Genomic DNA, 22,080 nt, shown 5'->3' on the forward strand with positions numbered 1-22,080 from the left:
AATAATTAGAACATAGATCATGATTTTATCAAAATATAGAGCATTAAGTATTTTTCTTTTAGGAGGAATGCTTTGCACAGGACTATTTTCCTGTAAAAAATTATTAGACTTAAAGCCAGAAGGTTCGGTATATGAAGGAGTGTATTGGAAAACTCAGGATGACGCCACTTCTGGCTTAATGGGAGCCTATTCTTTATTGCGGAAGTCGCTTACTCTTGGCGGACAAGGTATGTCGAATTTTGTGTTTGGCGATTTTACTGCAGGAGTTTTTAATCAAGGGGGAGATTATGCCTTAAACTTTCTTGTTAGGGGTGATGAGTATTATGGTACAGGATTAAATGTTAATGATTTCAGAGGCGATTACCTGGATGATTTCCAAACCTGGACTCCCTTTTATAAAACAATAACGCAAGCAAATACCGTAATCGAAAAGGTAGGCAAAATGCCAGATAATGTATTTAAGACCCCTGCTGATAAAAGGAAGATTTTGGGGGAGGCCTACTTTATTCGTGCCTATACCTATTTTTATATGGTTCGTATATGGGGAGATTTGCCTCTGGTACTTCAGTATGATCCAGATCCGGTAACTTCTGTAAACATTTCACGTACTTCTGAAGCCATAGTTTTGGATTCTTGTGCTGTGGACATGGATAAAGCTGTAAAGCTTTTAGCTTGGAAAACCAGTAATGAAGAAATTGTTAGAGCTGATAAAGGGGCGGCCTTTGCTTTGATGGCACATTTAAACAGATGGAAATATTTTGTAACTAAAGAAACAGACCAAACTTTATTAAATAATGCGGTTGCCGCAATTGATTCTATAACAACATCTGGAAAATATCAGTTAGAGCCCGCTTCAAGTTTTCCCAAACTATTTAAGGGGAAATCATCAGAAGGTATATTTGAGATCAGCACCAACTTTTCACAAGGTGAATATCAGGTAAACGGCGGTTTCTATTTATATACGCTTGGTATTCCTTATGTTCCAAATAAAGTAAGATCTACAATTTTTGATAAGGATATGGTCGATGCAATTTTTGCAGATGACTCTGATGCGAGATACAACTATTATTTCGACAGGTCGAAACCTGAAGATATGATCCTCACAAAATACATTGGTAAAAACAAACAGAATTTGACTTTTAAAGATCCCAATGCCCAAACAGGCGCTGTTATAGATTGTAATATCAGTATTTTCCGATTGGCAGAAATGTTATTGCTGAGAGCAGAATGCAATGCCTTGCTTAATAAAAGCGGAGAGGCACTTACTGACTTAAATGCAGTTAAAAGAAGGTCTAATCTTGAAAACTATGCCGGAAGTGGAGATGATCTTAGGTATGAGATCTTTGATGAAACTTTTCGCGAATTGTTTTGCGAAGGTCATACCTGGTATGATATGGTGCGAAACAAAATGGTTGTGGATTATCTTGGAGCCGATCGTTTTCCTCAATCCAGATATGATGAAGAAGGCTGGAAATGGCCTATTAACAGAGGATTGTTTGTTGATAATAAAGTATTGACACAAAATAAATATTGGATCGGAAAGCTAAGATAAGCGGACTCTTAAATTAAATATCATGAAAATTAAATTATCATACATTCTAACTCTATTCTCTTTTTGCCTGGCATTTACTGCCTGTAAAAAGAATGATTATATCATTGGAGGCGATTTACATGATCCACATGTAAATATGACAACTTATGATTTTCTTAAAACCAAGCCTCTATTTGATACGCTGATAGTCCTTATTGATAAAGCAGGATTGAAAGATGAGATTAACGGAAGCAACACTTTTTTTGCACCTACAGATTATTCAATTAAATCTCTTCTGGCAAGAAGGACGCTCGTTATCCAACAGAAATATCAGGATGAGAATATCAAGTATACATTGGATAGTTTGCCTATTCCAGAATTAAGAGACTCATTAAGGTCTCACCTTTTTGCCGGTAAGATTAATCGCGAGCAGCTTTCTTTAGAAAATAAAGTTTTCAAGAGTCTATCTGGTGAGGATTTCTCTATTTTACTAAAACAAGTTGATAGCTATACAGGGCTTGTAACCACTAAACCGCAGTATCTTTTTCTGACTAAGATAAGAAATGGCCTGGATCCCGATCCGATTCCGGATGATTATCTTGATGAGGATAGGGATATAATAGAACTGGTTCAAACCTCTGGGATTTTAACGACCAACGGAGTGCTCCACGTATTAAATAATACGCACAAATTTTACTGGTAAATCTTTTACTCAATTAAATTGAAAGAAATGAAAATTATAAGATATGCACTAATACTAATTGTATGCGCAAGTTTGGCCTGGGTGGGGTGTAAAAAGATCCCCGTAGGTTTTATTGGAGAAACAATGTATTATAAAGACAGCCCTTTTTTGATTGAACAGGGTAATGTTAAAATAGTAACAAGCTCACTAAATCTAGATGGATCAACACTTCCAGTGTTAGTTAAATTGCTGGAAGTGAGAAAAAAAGGTACAAGCCAAAAAGCTGAGGAATTTTATGAAGAACATGAAGTGTATGTTTATAAGCAACCAATTGACCCGGATGTAGATACTACTATTGCTCAGGTAAATGCCAAAAGAGAGAAGAAAATGCTGCCTCCTTTTGAATTTTTACCAAGCGGACAATTCTTGTTTAATGCAGGTACATCATTTTTGCCGGCCAGATCTGAGTATGAATTTGATGTGGAAGTTAGTAATGAGAGTGGAAAAAAGGTGTTTAAAAACATTGGCGAAATTCATTTTAGAGATCCGGAGTTGTTTAAGCCGTATGCAATAGCAGCAAGCTGGTTTAATGATAATGGGGTGGCAACAGACAATGGTGCTTTATCCGCTAATCCAGAAATGATCATTACAAAAATCAGTGATGAGGGGACCAATGCAATAGTGAAAATTGTAGATCAAAATGGGGTGCCTTTTAATCCTAAAACTGGAGAGATCATTAAAAGAGGAGATAGGCCAACCTTTGAATCATATGCGAAATTTAATCCGGTAACGTATACAGATACTTCGATGGTGTGTAATTTTGAAATTACGCCTTTCCCGATCAAGAGAATTAGCGGATATGGAGATTTTCTAATGTATTACAGGATACCAAGTAAGTTTGCTAGTTTGACTACATTCCCGGCAGGTCATGCACCAGGCTCAACATTTAGTATTAATCCAAGATTTGGCTTCCAGATTAAGCAACTGGGTACTTATTTAATCACCATTAAATTAAATGGTGTTATACATAAATAGCAGGTTACATTAAAGGCAAAGCCAGCCTATTTCATATCAGAAGATATGAAATAGGCTGGCTTTTTTATAGCTTATTAAGGAAGGCTATGGTATCTACATTATCAGCATAATCCCATAGTTTTGGAACCTGACTTTCTCCGAATCCTAATACACCGGTTTTTAGTTCAAAAGGAATATTACTTACCACGCATTGAATGTTTTCTTCTTCTGCCTTTAGTTTAGCTGCAACATCTTCGATGTTTTTATAGCGCTCATAATACAGTACAGCCAACGGTGATGACATTCCTGAATCTTCTTTTAACAATAAGAAACCGTTATCGTAATGCTCAGCCATATTTACCAGGTAAATAGATTTGTTATAATCGTAGTTGTTGTTGTATTTGAAATGATTAATAATTTCTTTGAAATGCTCTATCGGCTCAAAAAAATCTTTGATATTATAATCCTCCGGGATAAATAGTTTAGAAACATTTCTGCAACCTAAGCCAAAATAATCAAATATATCATGACCAAGCGAGGCAATTTCGGAAGGACTCTCTTGCCCGTTTAATACCGCAACACTATTTCTGTTTTTTCGAATGATGTTTGGAACCTTGCCAAAATAAAAATCAAAATATCTTGAGGTGTTATTACTGCCTGTAGCAATCACCGCATCAAAATCTTTCAAACGTTCCACATAAACAATATGATCTGTCAGCTGAGGCTCAATAATTATTAATTGAGCGAGCAGGGCGGGTAGCAATTTGTCATCAGATGATGATAGCTTAATAAGCGCTATGTTTCCGGTAGCCAAAACAGATAGTACATCATGAAAACCTACCAGAGGGATGTTTCCTGCCAATATTAGCCCAACTTTTTTAGGATTTTCATTAATCGTAATATGTTTGAACCAGGTCTCCAGATCTTGTTGGTTAAGCATTTTATGCAAAGCATTTAATGATCTTTCCACCTCATCTATAGTAAACCAAGCATTGCTGTTTTGGGCCGCTAAAATCAGGTTTTTGAATCCCTGATCAGGAATGGCTATATAGTCACTAAGTTTTTTTAAAGCAATAATTAGTTTTTCCGCAGTAAGGATTGGCATATTTCCAACAATTTTAAAGTTTAAGTGTTATATTTGCAATGCAAAGGTAACCCTTAGCAATAGATTTACACGAAGACATGGCTATTAAAATAACAGACGAATGTATTAACTGCGGAGCATGTGAGCCTGAATGCCCAAATAATGCAATTTACGATGCAGGCACTGCCTGGAGATTTTCTGATGGTACTAATTTAAATGGTATTATCGACTTTGGCGACAAACAAATAGACGCTGGAGCTGCACAGGATGCGGCATCTGACGAGGTCTATTATATTGTTTCAGATAAGTGTACAGAATGTAAAGGCTTTCATGATGAACCTCAGTGCGCTGCGGTTTGTCCGGTAGATTGCTGCGTTGACGATGAGGATGTTCGCGAAACAGAAGAAGAATTATTGGCTAAAAAAGCTTGGTTACACCAAGAGAACTAGTTTAGCTTTTCTAATCAAATTTATACAGGACACCTTTTGGGTGTCCTTTTTTATTTAAGCTTTTTCTTCGTATTTGTTTGGCACAATTAAAACCGGGCAAGCCGATTTTCTGGCCACATGCTCCGCAACACTTCCCATTAAAAAGTGATATAGACCTGTGCGGCCATATGTGCCAATTACAATAAGATCAGAGCCATACTCATCAGATTGCTGTATAATACCGTGTGCAGCACTATCAACCACACTTAAATATGTGGTAGTTATGCCATGGCTAAATTTAGTTTCAATTTCCTTTAATAATAAATGACTGTTTTCTTCACTGTTGTCGTAAGTTTCCAAAAAAACAGGGGCTAAGGTTAAGTCAGGGCTGATGTTTGCTGGCACGGGTTCTATAATGTTGACAAGTGCAACCTCTGCGCCAAATGTCTTCGCTACTTCATAACCAACTTTTGCTGCTTTTTCTGAACAGGTGCTATTATCAACAGCAATTAAAATTTTTTTGAGGTTCATCGTCTTATAGATTAAGGTTTATACTATAAAAATAACAAAATAACTGTGCAAAAGTTTACATTTATACCATTGATTTTATGCTATGGAACAATACTATGGAATGTGCAGGGTGGCAGTAGCACCCTTAAGATCTGAACCATCAGACAGAGCCGAAATTGCATCTCAATTGCTTTTTGGAGATCATGTGGAGATACTTCAACGAAATGAAAAGTGGTGGCAAGTACGTAATGCTTATGATAGATATGAGGGCTGGATAGACTTTAAGCAGTTAACAGAAGTACCTTTAGAAGAGTTCGTAAGTAACCATAGTTGCAAATACCTGGCTCCGGCCGAAATAGGGAATGTAATAACAGATCAGCAGGGTAGTAAATATTACATTTCTCCTGGCAGTAATCTTCCTTCGTTTAATAATGGCTATTGCAGTATAGGTATTGAAAAATATAAGGTTTTGTTTAGCCCAGGGGTAATTCCTCCTTCTGAGCAGGTTGATGTGATAAATACAGCACTTTTCTTTCAAAACGTTCCTTATTTATGGGGCGGCAAAAATTTGTTTGGAATGGATTGTTCCGGATTTGTGCAGATCGTTTTTAAACTAAATGGGATACCATTAAACAGAGATGCGTGGCAACAGGCAGAACAAGGCACCACGGTTGATTTTTTGCCAGAAATTAAACCAGGGGATGTAGCTTTTTTTGATAATGAAGAAGGTCGCATTATTCATGTTGGTATTATGCTAAATGCAACCGATATTATTCATGCTTCGGGCAAAGTCAGGATAGATCCAATGGATAATCAAGGTATTTATAACCCGGAATTAGGAAGATATTCTCATAAACTTAGAATCATTAAGCGATTCACTTAATGATTCTAAGTTAAAATTTTGATGAATTTAACCCTTTTCTACTATGCATTTAGGGCTATGCGTAACCGGGAAATTGCAAGAATTAGCAATAAAGCACATCTTGTTTGCCTGTTCATGTAATGAATTGGCTTTTTCTACGTGGTCTTCATTGTTAATTACTACCACGGGGTTTAAAATAACTTCAGTGAAATGACCGCTTCCACTAGGTTCTTCGACCATTTTTCCTACTGCATTGTCGGTATAATCCAATACTATGATCTCATTTTGAGAGCATAGGTGTAAAAACCAAAGCATATGACATGATGATAATGATGAAACCAACAAATCTTCTGGATTGTGTTTAGTTTTATCCCCTAAAAATGCCGAATCTGATGATCCCTGGATATCTGCCTTATGGTCTATTGATATGATATAACTTCTTTCGTAAGACCGGTAGTCCATTGTTCCTGAACCTTTATTACCTGTCCATGTTAAACTCGTCTGATATAGATGTTCTTTGGCCATAACTTATACTTAGTAGCCTCCAATTTAAACAAACTTTCCTTAAAAAAATAGTATACTTTAAGAATTAAACTCCCAAACCATTACCTGTCTGTCGTCGCCGGTAGAGATCAGGTATTTACCATCTGAACTCCAGATGAGTTTGTTAATGGAATGGAAATGTCCCTCAGTGTTTTTTTCTAAACTAAGGATCTTATAAAGTTTAAAATCATTGGCTCCCCATAGCTTAATGCTTTTGTCCTGACTGCAGGTAGCAAAATAAGGCTGAGTAGGATGGAAGGCAATAGTATACACACTGAACATATGTGCGGCTATGTTGTTTACCAGTTGATAGGCCGGTAAGGTCCATACTTTTAATTGTGCGTCACGACCACCCGAAATTAAAGATGATCCATCCGGAGCATACTGTAATGAGGTAATTGGGAGTTTATGACTGCTCAACTCGATCTTTAAGCTATAATCCAAAGAATTATAAACTCTGATAATTCCATCCTTACAACCAAAAGCAACTTCTTCTTCTGAATTGCTTACCGCAATGGTACGAACTGTATTCTGTAAAACAGGGAAATTATAAAGTAATGAGAAATCACTGAGCGACCATACAGCCACTGTTCCATCTTCTCCGGTACTTAAAAGTTCGTTTTTATAAGCAATGGTTTTTAGATCGAACACTCCCTTTTGGTGATGACTTAAAGTCGCAATGGTTTTCTCAAGCATTAGGTCAAATACAAGAATTAACCCACTTCTTTGTGCTATAAAGAGCAAATCTTTATAGCTGTGTAAAGCATACACAGAACTTTGTACGGGCACCAGAACCTTAACAAAGGTCATTGTTTTTAATGACCATTCCACTACGCCTTTATCATTGCCTGCGCTAAAAAAAACATCTTCTTTTGCAGCAGGACTGGCTAGCGCATAAATTGGGTTTTGGTGACCGCTAAGTGTATGTAAGTGCTTTAACATATAATTACTTGCTATGTCGGCCTTTTAGATTTAAGCCGATATCTGCCAATGTTTTGCCCTTTTCTCTAAGTAAAACCAGTAAATGAAAGATCAGGTCAGAGCTCTCGTTAACAAAATCCACATCAGTTTCTGCCAATGCAGCGATAACGGTTTCAACACCTTCTTCACCTACTTTTTGTGCGATCTTATTAAGGCCTTTTGCGCGAAGTTTATTTACATAAGATTCCTCTGATGGGTTTTCATAACGATCGGCAATGATCTGCTCCAATTCAAAGATAAAGTTCTGGTTGTAATCAGTTTTAAAACAGCTGCGGGAACCTGTATGGCAAGTAGGGCCAACGGGTGTAGCTTTTATAAGGATTGTATCGTTGTCACAATCTATATGCGTTTCCTTTACAAAAAGAAAATTTCCGCTTTCCTCACCTTTAGTCCATAGTCTGTTTTTACTGCGCGAAAAGAAAGTAACTTTCCCTTCTGCAAGCGTTTTATCCCATGCTTCCTGGTTCATGTAACCCAGCATTAAAACTTCCAGGGTATGTACATCCTGTATAATTACAGGTACCAAACCCTGTGTTTTTTCAAAATCTATGTTCATATCATTTTTAACTCTTTATACGATCTCATCATGCTGAATTTATTTCAGCACCCGGCGATGTTATTTATCTTTCTCTTACGGGATCCTGAAATGAATTCAGGATGATGGCCGCTTTAGTTACAAGATTTTGCTACAATCTTACCGGTATATTGTGTTTTTTTAATTCGCTTTTTAAATAGGGGATAGCAATCTCACCAAAGTGGAAAACCGAGGCTGCCAAAGCAGCATCAACACCTGTTTCTAAAAATACTTCTGTAAAATGCTCAACCTTACCTGCACCACCAGAGGCAATTACAGGGATGTTGATAGCTCGCGCTATTTTATCAAGTAATAGGCAATCAAAGCCATTTTTAGTCCCATCGTGATCCATTGAAGTCAATAGAATTTCTCCTGCGCCTAAGCTTTCAGCCTTAAGGATCCAATCTTCTGTTTCCAGTTCCGTAATCAATCGTCCGCCATTAAGGTGAACCATATTTTTGCCATCTACCAACTTGGTGTCCACAGCCACCACCACAAACTGAACACCAAATGCTTTAGCCAGATCTTCAATTAACGAAGGGTTTCTGACAGCTGCAGAGTTGATGCTGATCTTGTCAGCACCTGAATTCAACAGCGCTTCAGCATCAGCAATGGTAGTAATACCCCCACCTATGGTAAAGGGAATATTCAGCTGACGGGCCACCGATTTCACCATTTCTATCGTGGTGCCACGTCTTTCATGTGTTGCAGTAATGTCTAAAAAAACCAATTCATCAGCTCCTTGCTGGGCATATTGCCAGGCAAGTTCTACGGGGTCTCCGGCATCTTTCAGGTCAACAAAATTTACACCTTTAACCGTGCGCCCATCTTTAACATCAAGGCATGGAATAATACGTTTGCTTAACATCGATTAAAGAGAGGTCATTTGCTTTAAATTCCATTGCTTAATTTCATCAATAGAAATCCTGTTTTCATATATAGCCTTACCAACAACTACTGAGCGGATATCCAGATTTGCCAGTTCTTCAATGTCGGCCATTGAGCTGATACCACCAGATGCAATCAGTTTTATAAACGGAGAGTGCTCCAATAGCTTCTTATACAAATCTACGGCCGCACCACCCAGTTTACCGTCTTTGTTGATGTCTGTGCACAAGAACCTAAAAAATCCAAGCTGTAAGCACTTGTCAACGTAATCCAATAGCTTAATGGGCGAGCTTTCCATCCAGCCTGAGTATTTAATTACTTCGTCTAATACGTCAATAGCGATTACAATACGATTTGCATAATCATATTTTTTGCCTACTTCGGTACTAAGATCTTTTAAGAAATCCGGGTTGGTAATGGCTTGCGTACCAACAATAACGCGATGAATACCTGCATCAAGCAAATCTGTAACTTGCTTAATTGTGCGTATACCACCTCCATATTGAACACGCATGTCGGTTTTTCTAATGATGTCAAAAAGCGCTGCCTGATTACTGAAATCTCCTTTTGCTCCATTTAAGTCAATAATATGTATGAATTCTGTACCATTAGACCGGTAAGTGTCTATCATTTCAGCGATGGAAACATCATATACTGTCTTTTGGTTATAATCACCTTCTCTAAGGCGAACAACCTTACCATCTAGAATATCAATTGCGGGAATTATGTACATTTTACTGTTTTAAGTTTGAAAAATTCTTTAATAAACGTTCTCCGGCGATACCAGATTTCTCTGGATGAAATTGTACGCCATAGAAATTATCCTTTTGCACTGCTGCAGAAAATGGTTTACCATAATTTGCAGTCGCGATATCAAAAGTAGGGTTATATTCAATAAAGTACGAATGCACAAAGTAAAATTGTGTCAGATTTTCAACACCTTCAAACAAAGAATTGTTTTTATGATCTATATTATTCCAACCCATGTGCGGGATTTTAATCCCTTGATTCTTATCGAATAGTTTTGTTTTAACAGGTACTATGTTCATCATGTTGGCATTTCCTTCTTCCGAATGTTCGGTAAGTAATTGCATGCCCACACAGATGCCTAGCACTGGTTTTTTTAATGCTTTTATTGGTTCAACCAGTCCTGTTTGTTCCAGTTTACTCATTGCAGCTCCTGCATGTCCCACACCTGGAATAATGATGTGGGTGTATTTGTCCAGATCAGCTTCTGTGTTTACCATTCCGAAGGGTATAGCTAACCTTTCCAATGCGGAAGTAAGGGAAAAGATGTTGCCAGCGCCGTAGTTTACTATTCCAATCATAGATCTTTACTGTTTACTTTTTTATAATTCAATATCTCCCCACTTTTGTATAATAGGTTGATTTTTACCAAGTCACCTTCCTGCCAATTGTCCAGTTCTTCTTTTGGTAACGTGATTTTTGGTGTATGTAACAAGCGTCCTTTTTCAAATATAAGCGCGAACTTTCCACCAAAAATCAAGGTATTCTTAATTTTTACAGGGATAGTGGCCACAATCTTTTCGCCGTCCCGCAGGTCCTGATTGAGACCCATGATAAGTCTGTAGTAGACTAGCAGCATCGAAGCAGAAAAAAATATCAGGTAGAAAATAAAAGCGTGCCAGTAAGTACCTTCAAGATAAGGGGAGAGACGGCCATGCTTACCGGGGAAAAAAGGCAATAAAAAACAAAGTGCCAACGCACCCAGCGACAACACGAATAGTGTTTTCCTATGTTTGGGCTTGATCGTACCATTGATCTGGTCCAGGTCTTGTGGTGTAAATACTTCAGTTGTCATTATATTTATTTATTATGCTCCTGGTCATCTGCTATACGCTACAATACTCCTTTAGTACTAGGTAAAACGAGCTTTTCAGCATCACGCTTAATAGCCATTTTAATTGCCTTGGCAAAAGCTTTAAATATAGCCTCAATTTTATGATGTTCGTTTTCGCCTTCGGCTTTAATGTTCAGGTTGCATTTTGCCGCATCGCTGAATGATTTAAAGAAGTGATAAAACATTTCGGTAGGCATATCGCCAACCATTTCGCGTTTAAAATCTGCTTCCCAAACAATCCAGTTACGTCCGCCAAAGTCTATTGCTGCCTGAGCCAAACAATCGTCCATAGGCAAGCAGAAGCCATAGCGTTCAAGACCAAGTTTGTTTCCTATAGCCTTGGCAAAAGCTTCTCCAAGTGCAATGCCAGTATCCTCGATAGTATGGTGCTCATCTATATGCAAATCGCCATTGGTCTTGATTCGTAAATCAATACTTCCATGACGCGCAATCTGATCAAGCATATGGTTAAAGAAATTTAACCCTGTGTCGATGTTCGCTTTACCGGTTCCATCCAGATCAATGCTAATGCTAATCTTGGTTTCATTGGTATTGCGTTCATGTCTAATTGTTCTTGTTCCGGCTTTAAGCATGGTATAGATATCCACCCAATTTTGGGTTCTTAAAGCAATATACTCAGTTAAATGCTCGGCTTTTTCAAGCTTTTCATTAGCGCCGAGCTGATCATTATTGCAGAGCCATATGGCTTTTGCACCAAGGTTTTTAGCCAGAATAACGTCGTTTATACGGTCGCCAACTACAAATGAATTGTCCAGATCGTAAGCATCAGTAAAATAGTGTTGCAGTAAACCTGTATTGGGTTTGCGTGTTATTGCATTCTGATGGGCAAAGGTCTTGTCGATAATTACCTCACTAAATTCTACGCCTTCACCAGCAAAAGTATCCATAATGAAATTATGTACCGGCCAGAAGTGCTCCTCTGGGTGAGAATCTGTACCTAAACCATCCTGATTAGTAACCATTACAAGCTCATAATCCAGTTCTGCCGCAATTTTTGAAAGGTAGTAAAGCGCTTTGGGGTAAAATTCTAATTTGGCAAATGAATCAATCTGCTCATCCGCGGGCTCTTTAATGAGTGTACCATCACGGTCTATAAATAATACTTTCTTCATTATAGTGTTTTTAGGGCTTTTAAGAGGGTTTCGTTTTCTTGGGTGGTTCCGATAGTGATGCGCAGGCATCCTTCGCACAATGATACTTTAGATCGGTCTCTGATGATGATACCCTGGTCTACCAGGGCATTGTATGTATGTAACGCATCATCAACCTGTATTAGTATAAAATTAGCATCAGATGGATATACCTTTCTAACCATGGCCAATGCTGACAGATCTGTACTTAATTTGTCTCTTTCTTCAACAGTAATTTTAATCCAGTCATTTACCTGTTCTATATTTTCTAAAGCTTTTAAAGCAATATCCTGAGTGGCTTGGTTAATGTTGTATGGAGGTTTAACTTTATTCAGTACATCTATAACTGGACGGGCGCCAAAAGCCATACCTAAACGCAGCGCTGCCAACCCCCAGGCTTTAGAGAAAGTTTGCAAGACCACAAGGTTCGGATATTCCGTTAATTCTTTAATAAATGTGCGCTGTTTTGCGTAGTTAATGTACGCCTCATCTATCACCACCAGGCCATTGAAATTAGCCAGCACTGTTTCAATATCGGTACGGATAATTGAGTTTCCGGTAGGGTTGTTTGGTGAACAGATAAAGATCAGTTTAGTGTGTTCATCAATAGCCTCTGCAATGCCCTCAAGATCCAGCTGAAAGCTAGGTAGTAAATCGACTTTACGTATTTCAACATTGTTGATATTTGCTGAAACTTCATACATGCCATAGGTGGGAGGAAGGATGATGATGTTGTCTATTCCCGGTTCACAAAAAGCCCTGAAAAGAAGATCAATCGCTTCGTCGCTTCCGTTTCCAAGAAAGGTATTTTCAATTGGAACTCCTTTGATTTTGCTGATCGCATCTTTAAGATCAAGCTGTAAAGGATCGGGGTAGCGGTTGTAATTCTGATCTAGTGGAGAGCCATAGCTGTTCTCATTTGCATCCAAAAATATGCTGGCCTGACCTTTATATTCATCCCTCGCTGTAGAATAGGGGCGAAGGTTTTTAATGTTTTCTCTTTGTAATTTATTAATATCCATGTTAAGGGGATTAATTTTTGCCACCGTCATCTCGAACGAAGAGAGAGATGACGGATTATTAAACTATGTCTTTCAATCTAATACTAATCGCATTCTTGTGTGCCCTTAAGCCTTCTGCTTCTGCAAGTACCTCAACAGTGCCTCCAATATTTTCTAAACCCTTAGGAGTGATGTGCTGGAAGGTAATCTTCTTTACAAACGAATCAAGTGAAACACCAGAATAAGCTTTTGCAAAGCCACTTGTAGGCAAAGTATGGTTAGTTCCCGACGCATAATCTCCTGCGCTTTCCGGGGTTAAATTGCCCAGAAATACTGATCCTGCGTTAGCTATCAGCGGTATAAGCGGTTCAAAATGATCTGTAGAAAGGATCAGGTGTTCCGGAGCATATGTGTTGCTAAATTCCATGCCTTGTTCCAGATCATTTACCAGTACAGCGTACGAATTTGCTATTGCAAGAGCGGTTACGTCTTTTCTTGGAAGCTCTTTTAGTTGAATGTCAACTTGTTCAAGTGTTTTAGTTATAATTTCATTTGAGGTAGAGACTAGTATGGCCTGACTATCAGCGCCGTGTTCAGCCTGTGCAAGTAGGTCGGAAGCAACGTATGACGGATTGGCAGTCTCATCTGCAAGCACTAAAACCTCTGAAGGACCAGCCGGCATATCAATTGCAGTCATGGTTGTCGACTGTATCAGCTGTTTTGCCTGCGTTACATAACGGTTACCCGGACCAAAGATCTTATATACCTTAGGTACGCTTTCTGTTCCGTAAGCCATTGCCGCAACTGCCTGTGCACCGCCAACAAGATAGATCTTTTCAATTCCCAATTTCAAGGCACAATAGGCTAGGTAGCAATTTGTTTTTCCATCTTTTTGAGGAGGAGAACATACCACAATCTCTTTGCATCCTGCAAGTATAGCCGGTATCCCCAGCATCAAAAAAGTACTGGGCAAAACAGCAGAGCCACCAGGGATATAAAGGCCTACGCGGTCAATAGCCCTTGTTTCGCGCCAGCAGGTTACACCTGGCATTGTCTCTATCTTTTCTTCTTTATTGGCCTGAGCCGCATGGAAGGTTCGGATGTTTTGATAGGCCGTGTCAATAGCCGCCTTTGCCTCTGCAGGAATTGATGTAGCAATCTCTTCAATCTCTTTTTTGCCGATGAACAGCTGTGTTAATTCAACCTGGTCAAACTGTTTTGCAAAGTTAAACAAGGCCTTGTCTCGGTCGGTTCTAACCGCATCGACTATGCCTTTAACACGGTCTTTTATTGTAGTGTCGTCTTCCAGCTGCCTTAAACAGATCGATTCAATCTTTTGTTTAGATAAGTCTTTATAACTGTAGATTTTCAAGTTGTTATATTTTAAGTTTAACTATTAGTTAATGATAAAATAAGCATTTTTCTATTGTAATCTTATGATTAAGCAATGATTTTTTCAATAGGCATAACAACAATTCCTTGTGCGCCGGCTGCTTTAAGACTATTGATCTTTTCCCAGAAATCATGTTCTGCAATAACCGAATGTACAGCAACCCAGTCCTCATCGAACAATGGAACTACAGTCGGGCTTTTTACGCCAGGCAAAAGATCTACAACTTTTTTAAGGTTAGATTTAGCCACATTCAGCACAACATATTTGGTTTCTTTTGCACGCAGTACCGAACGGATCCTTTGCAACAACTCCTGAACTTCTGGTAATAATTCTGAACCTTCTTTTCCAATCAAAACAGCTTCAGATTTCATCACTTCTGAGAATGGCTTTAGGCCATTACTTTTCAATGTTCCACCAGTTGAAACGATGTCGCAAATCGCATCGCTTAACCCTAAACCCGGACCAATTTCTACAGATCCTGATATGGTGCGAACCTCAGCATTTACATGACTGTCTTTAAGGTATTTTTCAAGGATTACAGGGTAAGAAGTTGCAATGGCTTTTCCTTCCAATTGTGCAATTTCTGTAATGTGACTTTCGTTAGGAATTGCGATTTTAAGGGTGCACTTACCGAAGCCTAATTTTTGAAGATAGGTAACTTCAGAGCCAGACTCCACAATTACGTTTTCGCCAACTATACCCAGATCGGCAATTCCATCCTGTACATATTCCGGAATGTCATCATCTCTTAAGAAAAGGATTTCCAATGGGAAGTTTGTAACGGTTGAAATTAATGAGCTTTTGTAGTTTTCGAAAGATAGACCACAATTTTTAAGGATTTCTACTGATTTTTCGTTTAATCTACCCGATTTCTGGATAGCGATTTTAAGTGTTTTCAAATGTGCTTTTGATTATTATTGAATTGAACAAGAAAATAAGGTCGGAAACAAGTTTTGAAGTACAAAACATTACATATACATCGCCAATTGGCGATGGTGCAAATGTAAATGATGGTTCAAAATAGTGTTCATAATATTATTTAAGTTCCTTATCAACAATGGCTAGCATCCTGAGGAGATGCAAATATATAGATTGAAATCGCAATTCCAAATAAAATTTGGTTTAAAATTAATATCTAGCTGTTGTACCAAAAAAAAGGAGCCAAAACCTCCTCAAACTTGATAGGGAGTTAAGTGCGGTGGAGCTTTGCCAGGGCGTTCATAGGGCAATTGACCCTCCCCCAAACCCTAGAAAGGGCCTAACCCCATCAGCCGCTAGTGTACGCTCTTATTCACCTATTGTAATTTTCTCAATACGGGGATATTTTCTGATTTGAGTATTCAGATAATAGTTAACTTTAGAGAAGTTGCTAATATGTTAGACTATACCAAATATAACGAAAGTGAGTTAATCCGGCTATTTAAGTCTGGAGACGATGCCGCGTTTAGGGAAATCTACATGAGGCACGATAAGCCGCTTTATCTCTATGCCTATCACAAACTTGGTAATAAAGAAGAATCCAGAGATATAGTGCAGGATGTTTTTGCATGGATGTTAAACAACCGTGAAACGCTCCATTTAAAAACCACCCTTTCTGGTTATCTCTATAAATCTGTTCTTAATAAAATTTTTAACGTTTTTAAACATAAAGACGTTTTGCGCAGATACGCTGATGAAGGAAATCATTACATAGATGTTGATAGTGAAGAAACCGATTTTCTGATAAGAGAGAAGGATATTGCTACGATGATAGAAAAAGAAATAGCGGCAATGCCACCAGGAATGCGAAAGGTTTATGAATTGCGAAGCAAACAATATATGTCTGCAAAAGATATATCTGAACATTTAGGCGTGGCTGAATCCACGGTAAATACGCAGCTTAAAAGGGCAATGAAGCACTTGAAATTAAAACTAGGTCTTGTTATTTATTTGGTTTTTATTGTTAATTCCTGATTTGTGTAAAATATTTTCACAGGCTGTCCCCATTTGGTAACCCTGAGTTGTCTATATCTACAAAGAGTGGAATTTCAAATTCAAATCAGCGGAAATTCTAATATGCCAATGGAAAGGAAAGATATTAAAAAAGTTTTGGATAAAGTGAGTGCAGGTACAGCGACTCCTGCTGATGAACAAACTGCTAAATATTGGCTGCATTATTTTTCTAAAAATGATATTCCCGTACTTTCTGAAGATGAGCTGAATCAGGAAACTGAAGCGATTTACATATCGCTGATGGAAGATAAGGCCCCGGCAAAAGTAAAACACTTATGGTATCTGGCTGTTGCTGCTGCATGCTTGGCAATGGTTATTGGGGGCGGTTTGTTTTATTACAATCAGCAAATCAGTCCCGAACCTAAGGCTGCTATAGTAACAAATATCACTAATGATGTAGCACCTGCTCAAAATACGGCTACTTTAACTCTTGCAAGCGGGGAAAAGATAATTTTATCTGATGCGCCGATAGGTATGATTGCTGAACAAACAAATGTATCTATTTTTAAAACTGCAGACGGGAAATTGGTCTATAAAGCTAAATTTTTAAAGAACAATGAGCAGAAAACAGCGATAAACAATGCTGAACTAAATCGTATAACTACGGCAAGGGGACAGCAATATCAGGTGGTTTTACCCGATGGTTCAAAGATCTGGTTAAACGCCGCTTCAACATTTACATTTCCAGCAACTTTTACCTCACTTCAGCGCAAAGTTGAACTTGTAGGCGAGGCTTATTTTGAAGTTGCGAAAGATAAAGCCCATCCTTTTATCGTGAAAACAGATAGACAAGAGGTCGAAGTATTGGGTACTCATTTCAACATAAATTCTTATAGTGATGAGGATGCAACCAGAACGACATTATTAGAAGGATCTGTTAAGGTATCCAACCATAATGAACAAAAGATTTTACGGCCTGGCCAGGAATCATTGTTAGCCAAAAATAACCTGAGTGTTCGTAAGGCAGATACAGAGGAGGCTGTGGCCTGGAAAAATGGAGATTTTATATTTAATAACGAAGATTTTGGCAGTATTCTGCGCCAGGTTGCCCGATGGTATAATGTTGCAATTATTGACAATGGAAATCATAAGAACCTGCATTTAAGTGGTACTGTATCCCGTTCAAAAAATATTTCGGTTGTTTTAAAAGCATTAGAAGTAACAGGTAAGGTTAAATTTAAAATAGACGGAAATAGAGTTATAGTTACAGAGTAGATGAGATTGATATTCGCATTTTTTTTGATTGTATTTCTGCATACCACATCTAATGCAAATGGGCAAGGCATCACCCTATCGCTAAAGAATGCAGCATTATCGGCAGTTTTTAAGGAGATCAGAAAACAGTGTAGTTATGACTTTTTGTACGATAACTCTTTACTTCAGGGTTTAAAACCGGTAAGTATAACTGTTAAAAATGCGGGCATTGATTTGGTGTTGAGTACTGTTTTTGAAGAATTGCCTGTAACCTACATTATCGAAAATAAAATCGTAATGATTATTGCCAAGAATAAGAATGAAGTTTTGCCGCCACAGAGTTTGTATGCTATTTCTGGGGTGGTTAAAGATAAAAATGGAGAAACATTGCCGGGCGCAGGGATTTTGCTTAGCGGATACCAAACAGGAACTGTGGCGGATAATGAAGGAAAGTTTGTGATTCGAAATTTAAAGGAAGGAAATTATAATGTGCTTGTTCAAATGATTGGGTATTTACCTGCCAATCAGAATGTAACAATCATTAGCAAATCTGCCGATATAGAATTTAAGCTTCAGGAAAACGTTAAGCAATTAAAAGAGGTTGTAATTACATTAGACCCACGTCGTGAAGCGCGCCTTAAGGCCTTTAAAGAAAGTTTCATTGGCGCATCTCCAAACTCCAAAAAGTGCAAAATTACTAACCCTGAGGTAATACAATTTGATTATGATGAGGAAAAGCACATCTTAAAAGCAATAGCTGATGAATTTATTGTTGTAGAAAATAAAGCATTGGGGTACCGAATTAAATATCTGCTTAGATACTTTGAAGAAGATGAAGAAACAAAGATTGTCTTATTTTATGGCTATCCTTATTTTGAGGAAATCAAGGGCACAAGATCAAAAATAAGAGGTTATCAGGAAAAAAGAAAAGTAGCCTACTTAGGTTCTCCCCAACATTTTTTTAGGTCCTTATACCGCAACTCAATTGAGGAAGATGGCTTTATTATTAATAAGCTGGTAAAGGCTCCAAATAAGAGTAAACGGCCGGATACATTGACTGAGGCTAAGATTAATTACTTTTCTGATATAAGAGGGAAACAAATAAGCTTAAAGAAAAGAAGAGATTCTCTGAGTTATTGGACTATAATGAAGAATAAGCCAGATACTTTGGAGGTGTTAACCAGAGGGAAGGTGTTAACAGATACTTTGGTTAAACAAAAATTAAGCAGCCTAAAAACCCTCAATTACAAAGATGCACTGTATGTCGTTTTTAAAAAAGAAAAGGAAACAAGAAACTATGCAAGTCATTCAGGCTACAAGATTGAAAGACCGCCAGAATATTCGAGGTTTCAGATCTCTTTGGTTTATCAATTAAAATCGTCCATCAACTTTTATGAGAACGGGGGTATTTATGATCCCGGGTCATTGCTCTATGAAGGTTTTTGGGGCTATGAAAAGGTTGCAGATATGGTGCCAATGGATTATATCTTACCAAAAACAAAAGACTAATTATGAATGCTCATATAAAGAAGCCCAGCGACTCTCAATCGAAATGATCGGTGCCCATGCGATAGCATGGGCTTCCCGATCTTGGTATTCTGAATTTGGCGACCGTGTTTGTTGTAACATGTTAATTACGCTTAAAACGCTTTAGCAAAGCTTATTGTACCTTTATGGCACACACACAACCAAATGAACCATTTTATTAAATCAATTCTTTTACTTGTAGCGCTTACTGGTGCTTTTTTAACCAGTGAAGCACAGAACTACACGGTTAAAGGAAGCATATTAGATACCGCAGGGCTGCCATTGCCCGGTGCCATCGTTAGAATTAACTGGGTTAAGGATAGCCTGGGTATTTCGGCCAATTCAGACGGAAGCTTCAGTTTTACCAAGGTTAAATCCAAACAATTTACCTTAACAGCAGCATTTATTGGATTTGATACTTTTACCAAGCAATACACGATTACGCAAGGTAACAGTCTGGTAATTCCTAATGTTAAACTAAAGCCAGCTTCTAATACCTTGGACGCAGTAGTTATTTCGGGAGTCCCGCCTGTAAAAGTTATGGAAGATACAGTAAGCTTTAATGCCGCTTCTTTTCCGGTGAGAGAAGGAGATGCTGTAGATGAAATATTGAAAAAGCTGCCCGGTATAAAGGTGGATAAAGATGGAAATGTAACTAACCAAGGCACACCGGTAACCAAGATAAAAGTAAACGGAAAGGATTTCTTTGGTACTGATGTGGCTACTGCCATTAAAAATTTACCCGCCGACATCATTAAAAACCTCCAGTTTATTGATGACTATGGTGATCAGGCTAAATTAACAGGCATAAAAACAGGTGAGCCCGAAAAAATACTGAACCTAACCATCCAAGAGGATAAAAAAAAGGGATACTTTGCCCGGGCCCAGGGAGGGGTAGGGAATTCCGATAGGTATAATACCAGCTTTAGGGGCAATAGTATGAAAGGAGAGCGACAGGTTTCTTTTGATGGTACAATAAATAATGCAAACAACAGAGGCGGTGGGGGTGATGGAATTACTACCCGAAATGCAGGTGGATTGAATTATCGAAATGAGTGGAGCCCAAAACTTTCTGCTGATGCAAGCTATAACTTTGATAACACTAAAAATAATACTGTCAGTACTTCGCATACCCAGAACTTTCTTGATAGTTATACCCGTTTAGAGGACTCAAGAAACGATAATTTAAACAACAGGTATAATCATGAGTTTAATGGTAATGTAGAATATAAGAGAGATACTATGAATTACCTTAAAGTGTCTCCACAATTTACATACAATACAAATAGTGGTAGTAGTGGTGGCCTTTCTACTATTACTCAAGAAGACCTGATCACTAACCGCAATAGTAAAAACCTGAATAATGCTAACTCCTTATTTATGAAAACTAACTTGTTTTACAATCATAAGTTTTCTAAGAAAGGCAGGAATTTTAGTTATTGGGGTGGTTTTAACTATTCTAATGGCGATAACTTTAAGGATGTGTCTAATGATTACCTGATTACTGAGGATGGGATTGATTCTACAAGATTCCAAAATCAACTTACTGATCAGAATAGCCATACCCTTGGTACCTACTCGGGATTTTCTTACATGGAGCCATTGTGGCGTAAAACATTTATAGAATTCAACTACAATTATAGCCGATCTGCTACTTCCAGCACCAGAGATACCCGTGATGTGCTTACCGGAGAAGAGGTGTTTAATCCGGATTTAAGTAATAACTACGATTATCAGTTTATTACCAATAAAGTAGGGGTAAACTATCGTTTTATTAGTGAAAAGTTTAATTATACTTTAGGTGTAAATGGTCAGCCAGCCGTACTTAAAGGACAAAATATCAGTAAAGACATCAGTACAGAACAAAGGACATTTAATCTGATCCCTTCGGCCAGAATGGTGTATAGATTTTCAAATCAGGAGTCATTTGAGTTCAATTATTGGGGACGCAACAACCAACCCGGGTTTTTACAACTACAGCCAATTGCTGATAATTCTAACCTTCAAAACGTAGTGATTGGTAATCCCGACTTAAAGCCTGAATTTATTCACAGTGTAAATGCCCGCTACAAACAATCAGATTGGAACCGTGGGCACATGTTATCGGCCAACATTTCTTATAACCAAACACAAAATAAGATCGTAACTACTAAAGTGCTGATCCCAAATACAGTAAATCAGATAACCAGTTATACCAATACCGACGGTTTTTATAATTTAAGTGGAGACTATAACTATTCCAAGCCATTCTTTGAGCGTAAGTTTACGCTAGAGTTTTCTGGCTGGGGTTCTTTAAATAACAATGTTGCTTTTGTTGATCAAAATAAAAACGTCGCAAAAAATGCAGTATGGAGACAAGAACTGGAATTTAGAGTAGACCTGGAAAATATTGTTAATTTCGAAATAGAGACGTCTTATATGCAAAATAGGACTACCTATTCGCAAGACAATTTCGAAGATCGGCAGACCAATCGCTTTGAATATGGGATAGAAGGTCGTAATTACTTTTTAAAAGATCTCACTCTTGGTTACGATTTTACTAAACAGATCAATTCTGGTTATGATAATTCTTTTGTGAATAACCCTACTATATTACGCTTGTTTATGGAGTACAAGTTTCTTAAAAAAGACATGGGCACCCTGCGTCTGGATGGTTTTGATTTATTTAATGAAAATTCGGGTATCTCAAGAGATGTGTTTGATAACGTAATTGTAGATAGACAAGTAAACAGATTGGGAAGATATTTTATGCTTTCGTTTATATTTAAAGTAAGGAAGTTTGGAGCTTAAGAAATAGTAAGTGGCACTTAATTTGTTTAGGTAAAGCATTAAGTATAAAAAAAACGCCTAAATTTGTCGCTAAC

At 37.9% G+C, this 22,080-nt stretch carries 22 protein-coding genes; 9 read left to right on the forward strand and 13 right to left on the reverse strand.

Annotated elements, in window-relative coordinates; genetic code table 11:
* Positions 1-19 precede the first annotated feature (19 nt).
* Genes AC6CH7_RS03300 through AC6CH7_RS03310 form a run of 3 tightly spaced genes read left to right on the forward strand, consistent with a single transcriptional unit; the run spans position 20 to position 3,248 of the window.
* Positions 20-1,552 carry a RagB/SusD family nutrient uptake outer membrane protein gene (locus AC6CH7_RS03300; protein WP_498261324.1) on the forward strand — a complete coding sequence of 511 codons (1,533 nt, stop codon included), beginning with the start codon at positions 20-22 and terminating at the stop codon, positions 1,550-1,552.
* A 22-nt stretch (positions 1,553-1,574) separates the two neighbouring features.
* The gene (locus tag AC6CH7_RS03305) at positions 1,575-2,234 is read left to right on the forward strand and encodes a fasciclin domain-containing protein (RefSeq protein ID WP_498261325.1); all 660 of its coding nucleotides are present in this window, start codon (positions 1,575-1,577) and stop codon (positions 2,232-2,234) included.
* A gap of 27 nt (positions 2,235-2,261) precedes the next feature.
* Positions 2,262-3,248: a DUF5007 domain-containing protein gene (locus AC6CH7_RS03310; RefSeq protein WP_498261326.1), complete on the forward strand. Its 987-nt coding sequence runs from the start codon at positions 2,262-2,264 to the stop codon at positions 3,246-3,248.
* Positions 3,249-3,312: 64 nt separating this feature from the next.
* On the opposite strand, the gene AC6CH7_RS03315 is transcribed toward AC6CH7_RS03310, so the two are convergent.
* Positions 3,313-4,332 carry an acyl-CoA reductase gene (locus tag AC6CH7_RS03315; RefSeq protein WP_498261327.1) on the reverse strand — a complete coding sequence of 340 codons (1,020 nt, stop codon included), beginning with the start codon at positions 4,330-4,332 and terminating at the stop codon, positions 3,313-3,315.
* Between the two features lie 77 nt (positions 4,333-4,409).
* Here AC6CH7_RS03315 and AC6CH7_RS03320 point away from each other — a divergent pair, with 77 nt between their 5' ends.
* Positions 4,410-4,760 (forward strand): 4Fe-4S dicluster domain-containing protein, encoded by a 351-nt coding sequence (locus tag AC6CH7_RS03320; protein ID WP_498261328.1) that lies wholly within the window; start codon positions 4,410-4,412, stop codon positions 4,758-4,760.
* A 54-nt stretch (positions 4,761-4,814) separates the two neighbouring features.
* Here the strand turns inward: AC6CH7_RS03320 and AC6CH7_RS03325 are convergent, their stop codons facing one another.
* Positions 4,815-5,270, reverse strand: coding sequence for a universal stress protein (locus AC6CH7_RS03325; protein ID WP_048904301.1), 456 nt, complete (start codon positions 5,268-5,270; stop codon positions 4,815-4,817).
* 82 nt (positions 5,271-5,352) lie between these two features.
* Between AC6CH7_RS03325 and AC6CH7_RS03330 the strand changes: the two genes are divergently transcribed.
* Positions 5,353-6,132: a C40 family peptidase gene (locus AC6CH7_RS03330; protein WP_498261329.1), complete on the forward strand. Its 780-nt coding sequence runs from the start codon at positions 5,353-5,355 to the stop codon at positions 6,130-6,132.
* A 27-nt stretch (positions 6,133-6,159) separates the two neighbouring features.
* Here AC6CH7_RS03330 and AC6CH7_RS03335 read toward each other — a convergent pair whose 3' ends face one another.
* The 11 genes from AC6CH7_RS03335 to hisG all read right to left on the reverse strand — a co-directional run bounded on the left by AC6CH7_RS03335 (position 6,160) and on the right by hisG (position 15,402).
* Complete coding sequence (locus AC6CH7_RS03335; RefSeq protein WP_498261330.1) at positions 6,160-6,636, reverse strand: OsmC family protein; 477 nt, start codon at positions 6,634-6,636, stop codon at positions 6,160-6,162.
* Between the two features lie 57 nt (positions 6,637-6,693).
* Entirely contained in the window at positions 6,694-7,596 is a 903-nt protein-coding gene (locus AC6CH7_RS03340; RefSeq protein WP_498261331.1) for a WD40 repeat domain-containing protein, read from the reverse strand.
* 4 nt (positions 7,597-7,600) lie between these two features.
* Positions 7,601-8,191: a bifunctional phosphoribosyl-AMP cyclohydrolase/phosphoribosyl-ATP diphosphatase HisIE gene (hisIE, locus tag AC6CH7_RS03345; RefSeq protein WP_048904305.1), complete on the reverse strand. Its 591-nt coding sequence runs from the start codon at positions 8,189-8,191 to the stop codon at positions 7,601-7,603.
* Between the two features lie 130 nt (positions 8,192-8,321).
* Complete coding sequence (gene hisF, locus AC6CH7_RS03350) at positions 8,322-9,077, reverse strand: imidazole glycerol phosphate synthase subunit HisF (RefSeq protein WP_498261332.1); 756 nt, start codon at positions 9,075-9,077, stop codon at positions 8,322-8,324.
* A 3-nt stretch (positions 9,078-9,080) separates the two neighbouring features.
* On the reverse strand, positions 9,081-9,830 hold the full coding sequence (gene hisA, locus AC6CH7_RS03355) for a 1-(5-phosphoribosyl)-5-[(5-phosphoribosylamino)methylideneamino]imidazole-4-carboxamide isomerase (protein WP_498261333.1): 750 nt from the start codon (positions 9,828-9,830) through the stop codon (positions 9,081-9,083).
* A 1-nt stretch (position 9,831) separates the two neighbouring features.
* Entirely contained in the window at positions 9,832-10,425 is a 594-nt protein-coding gene (hisH, locus tag AC6CH7_RS03360; protein ID WP_498261334.1) for an imidazole glycerol phosphate synthase subunit HisH, read from the reverse strand.
* Complete coding sequence (locus tag AC6CH7_RS03365) at positions 10,422-10,919, reverse strand: hypothetical protein (RefSeq protein ID WP_498261335.1); 498 nt, start codon at positions 10,917-10,919, stop codon at positions 10,422-10,424. The genes hisH and AC6CH7_RS03365 overlap by 4 nt, the downstream gene beginning before the upstream one ends.
* 38 nt (positions 10,920-10,957) lie before the next feature.
* Positions 10,958-12,091 (reverse strand): bifunctional histidinol-phosphatase/imidazoleglycerol-phosphate dehydratase HisB, encoded by a 1,134-nt coding sequence (gene hisB / locus AC6CH7_RS03370; protein ID WP_498261336.1) that lies wholly within the window; start codon positions 12,089-12,091, stop codon positions 10,958-10,960.
* A complete protein-coding gene (gene hisC, locus AC6CH7_RS03375) occupies positions 12,091-13,131 on the reverse strand; it encodes a histidinol-phosphate transaminase (protein ID WP_498261337.1) in 1,041 nt (346 codons plus the stop codon). The genes hisB and hisC overlap by 1 nt, the downstream gene beginning before the upstream one ends.
* Positions 13,132-13,189: 58 nt before the next feature.
* Entirely contained in the window at positions 13,190-14,482 is a 1,293-nt protein-coding gene (hisD, locus tag AC6CH7_RS03380; protein WP_498261338.1) for a histidinol dehydrogenase, read from the reverse strand.
* Between the two features lie 68 nt (positions 14,483-14,550).
* On the reverse strand, positions 14,551-15,402 hold the full coding sequence (hisG, locus tag AC6CH7_RS03385) for an ATP phosphoribosyltransferase (protein ID WP_498261339.1): 852 nt from the start codon (positions 15,400-15,402) through the stop codon (positions 14,551-14,553).
* A gap of 475 nt (positions 15,403-15,877) precedes the next feature.
* Here hisG and AC6CH7_RS03390 point away from each other — a divergent pair, with 475 nt between their 5' ends.
* From AC6CH7_RS03390 to AC6CH7_RS03405, 4 genes are all read left to right on the forward strand, one after another.
* Positions 15,878-16,456: an RNA polymerase sigma factor gene (locus tag AC6CH7_RS03390; RefSeq protein WP_498261340.1), complete on the forward strand. Its 579-nt coding sequence runs from the start codon at positions 15,878-15,880 to the stop codon at positions 16,454-16,456.
* A 108-nt stretch (positions 16,457-16,564) separates the two neighbouring features.
* On the forward strand, positions 16,565-17,710 hold the full coding sequence (locus tag AC6CH7_RS03395) for a FecR family protein (protein WP_498261341.1): 1,146 nt from the start codon (positions 16,565-16,567) through the stop codon (positions 17,708-17,710).
* Positions 17,711-19,198 (forward strand): carboxypeptidase-like regulatory domain-containing protein, encoded by a 1,488-nt coding sequence (locus AC6CH7_RS03400; RefSeq protein WP_498261342.1) that lies wholly within the window; start codon positions 17,711-17,713, stop codon positions 19,196-19,198.
* A 183-nt stretch (positions 19,199-19,381) separates the two neighbouring features.
* Positions 19,382-22,006 carry a TonB-dependent receptor gene (locus AC6CH7_RS03405; protein WP_498261343.1) on the forward strand — a complete coding sequence of 875 codons (2,625 nt, stop codon included), beginning with the start codon at positions 19,382-19,384 and terminating at the stop codon, positions 22,004-22,006.
* Positions 22,007-22,080 lie beyond the last annotated feature (74 nt).

It is taken from the genome of Pedobacter sp. GQ55 (genome assembly GCF_059758925.1).

Bases quoted from the DNA above. Each gene is read 5' to 3' on its own strand.
- AC6CH7_RS03320 (WP_498261328.1), top strand. From the start codon at position 4,410: ATGGCTATTAAAATAACAGACGAATGTATTAACTGCGGAGCATGTGAG.
- AC6CH7_RS03340 (WP_498261331.1), bottom strand. From the start codon at position 7,596: ATGTTAAAGCACTTACATACACTTAGCGGTCACCAAAACCCAATTTAT.
- AC6CH7_RS03325 (WP_048904301.1), bottom strand. From the start codon at position 5,270: ATGAACCTCAAAAAAATTTTAATTGCTGTTGATAATAGCACCTGTTCA.
- AC6CH7_RS03330 (WP_498261329.1), top strand. From the start codon at position 5,353: ATGGAACAATACTATGGAATGTGCAGGGTGGCAGTAGCACCCTTAAGA.
- hisF (WP_498261332.1), bottom strand. From the start codon at position 9,077: ATGTTAAGCAAACGTATTATTCCATGCCTTGATGTTAAAGATGGGCGC.
- AC6CH7_RS03365 (WP_498261335.1), bottom strand. From the start codon at position 10,919: ATGACAACTGAAGTATTTACACCACAAGACCTGGACCAGATCAATGGT.
- hisH (WP_498261334.1), bottom strand. From the start codon at position 10,425: ATGATTGGAATAGTAAACTACGGCGCTGGCAACATCTTTTCCCTTACT.
- AC6CH7_RS03315 (WP_498261327.1), bottom strand. From the start codon at position 4,332: ATGCCAATCCTTACTGCGGAAAAACTAATTATTGCTTTAAAAAAACTT.
- AC6CH7_RS03400 (WP_498261342.1), top strand. From the start codon at position 17,711: ATGAGATTGATATTCGCATTTTTTTTGATTGTATTTCTGCATACCACA.
- AC6CH7_RS03405 (WP_498261343.1), top strand. From the start codon at position 19,382: ATGAACCATTTTATTAAATCAATTCTTTTACTTGTAGCGCTTACTGGT.
- hisC (WP_498261337.1), bottom strand. From the start codon at position 13,131: ATGGATATTAATAAATTACAAAGAGAAAACATTAAAAACCTTCGCCCC.
- AC6CH7_RS03300 (WP_498261324.1), top strand. From the start codon at position 20: ATGATTTTATCAAAATATAGAGCATTAAGTATTTTTCTTTTAGGAGGA.
- AC6CH7_RS03305 (WP_498261325.1), top strand. From the start codon at position 1,575: ATGAAAATTAAATTATCATACATTCTAACTCTATTCTCTTTTTGCCTG.
- AC6CH7_RS03395 (WP_498261341.1), top strand. From the start codon at position 16,565: ATGGAAAGGAAAGATATTAAAAAAGTTTTGGATAAAGTGAGTGCAGGT.
- hisIE (WP_048904305.1), bottom strand. From the start codon at position 8,191: ATGAACATAGATTTTGAAAAAACACAGGGTTTGGTACCTGTAATTATA.
- AC6CH7_RS03335 (WP_498261330.1), bottom strand. From the start codon at position 6,636: ATGGCCAAAGAACATCTATATCAGACGAGTTTAACATGGACAGGTAAT.
- hisA (WP_498261333.1), bottom strand. From the start codon at position 9,830: ATGTACATAATTCCCGCAATTGATATTCTAGATGGTAAGGTTGTTCGC.
- hisB (WP_498261336.1), bottom strand. From the start codon at position 12,091: ATGAAGAAAGTATTATTTATAGACCGTGATGGTACACTCATTAAAGAG.
- AC6CH7_RS03310 (WP_498261326.1), top strand. From the start codon at position 2,262: ATGAAAATTATAAGATATGCACTAATACTAATTGTATGCGCAAGTTTG.
- AC6CH7_RS03390 (WP_498261340.1), top strand. From the start codon at position 15,878: ATGTTAGACTATACCAAATATAACGAAAGTGAGTTAATCCGGCTATTT.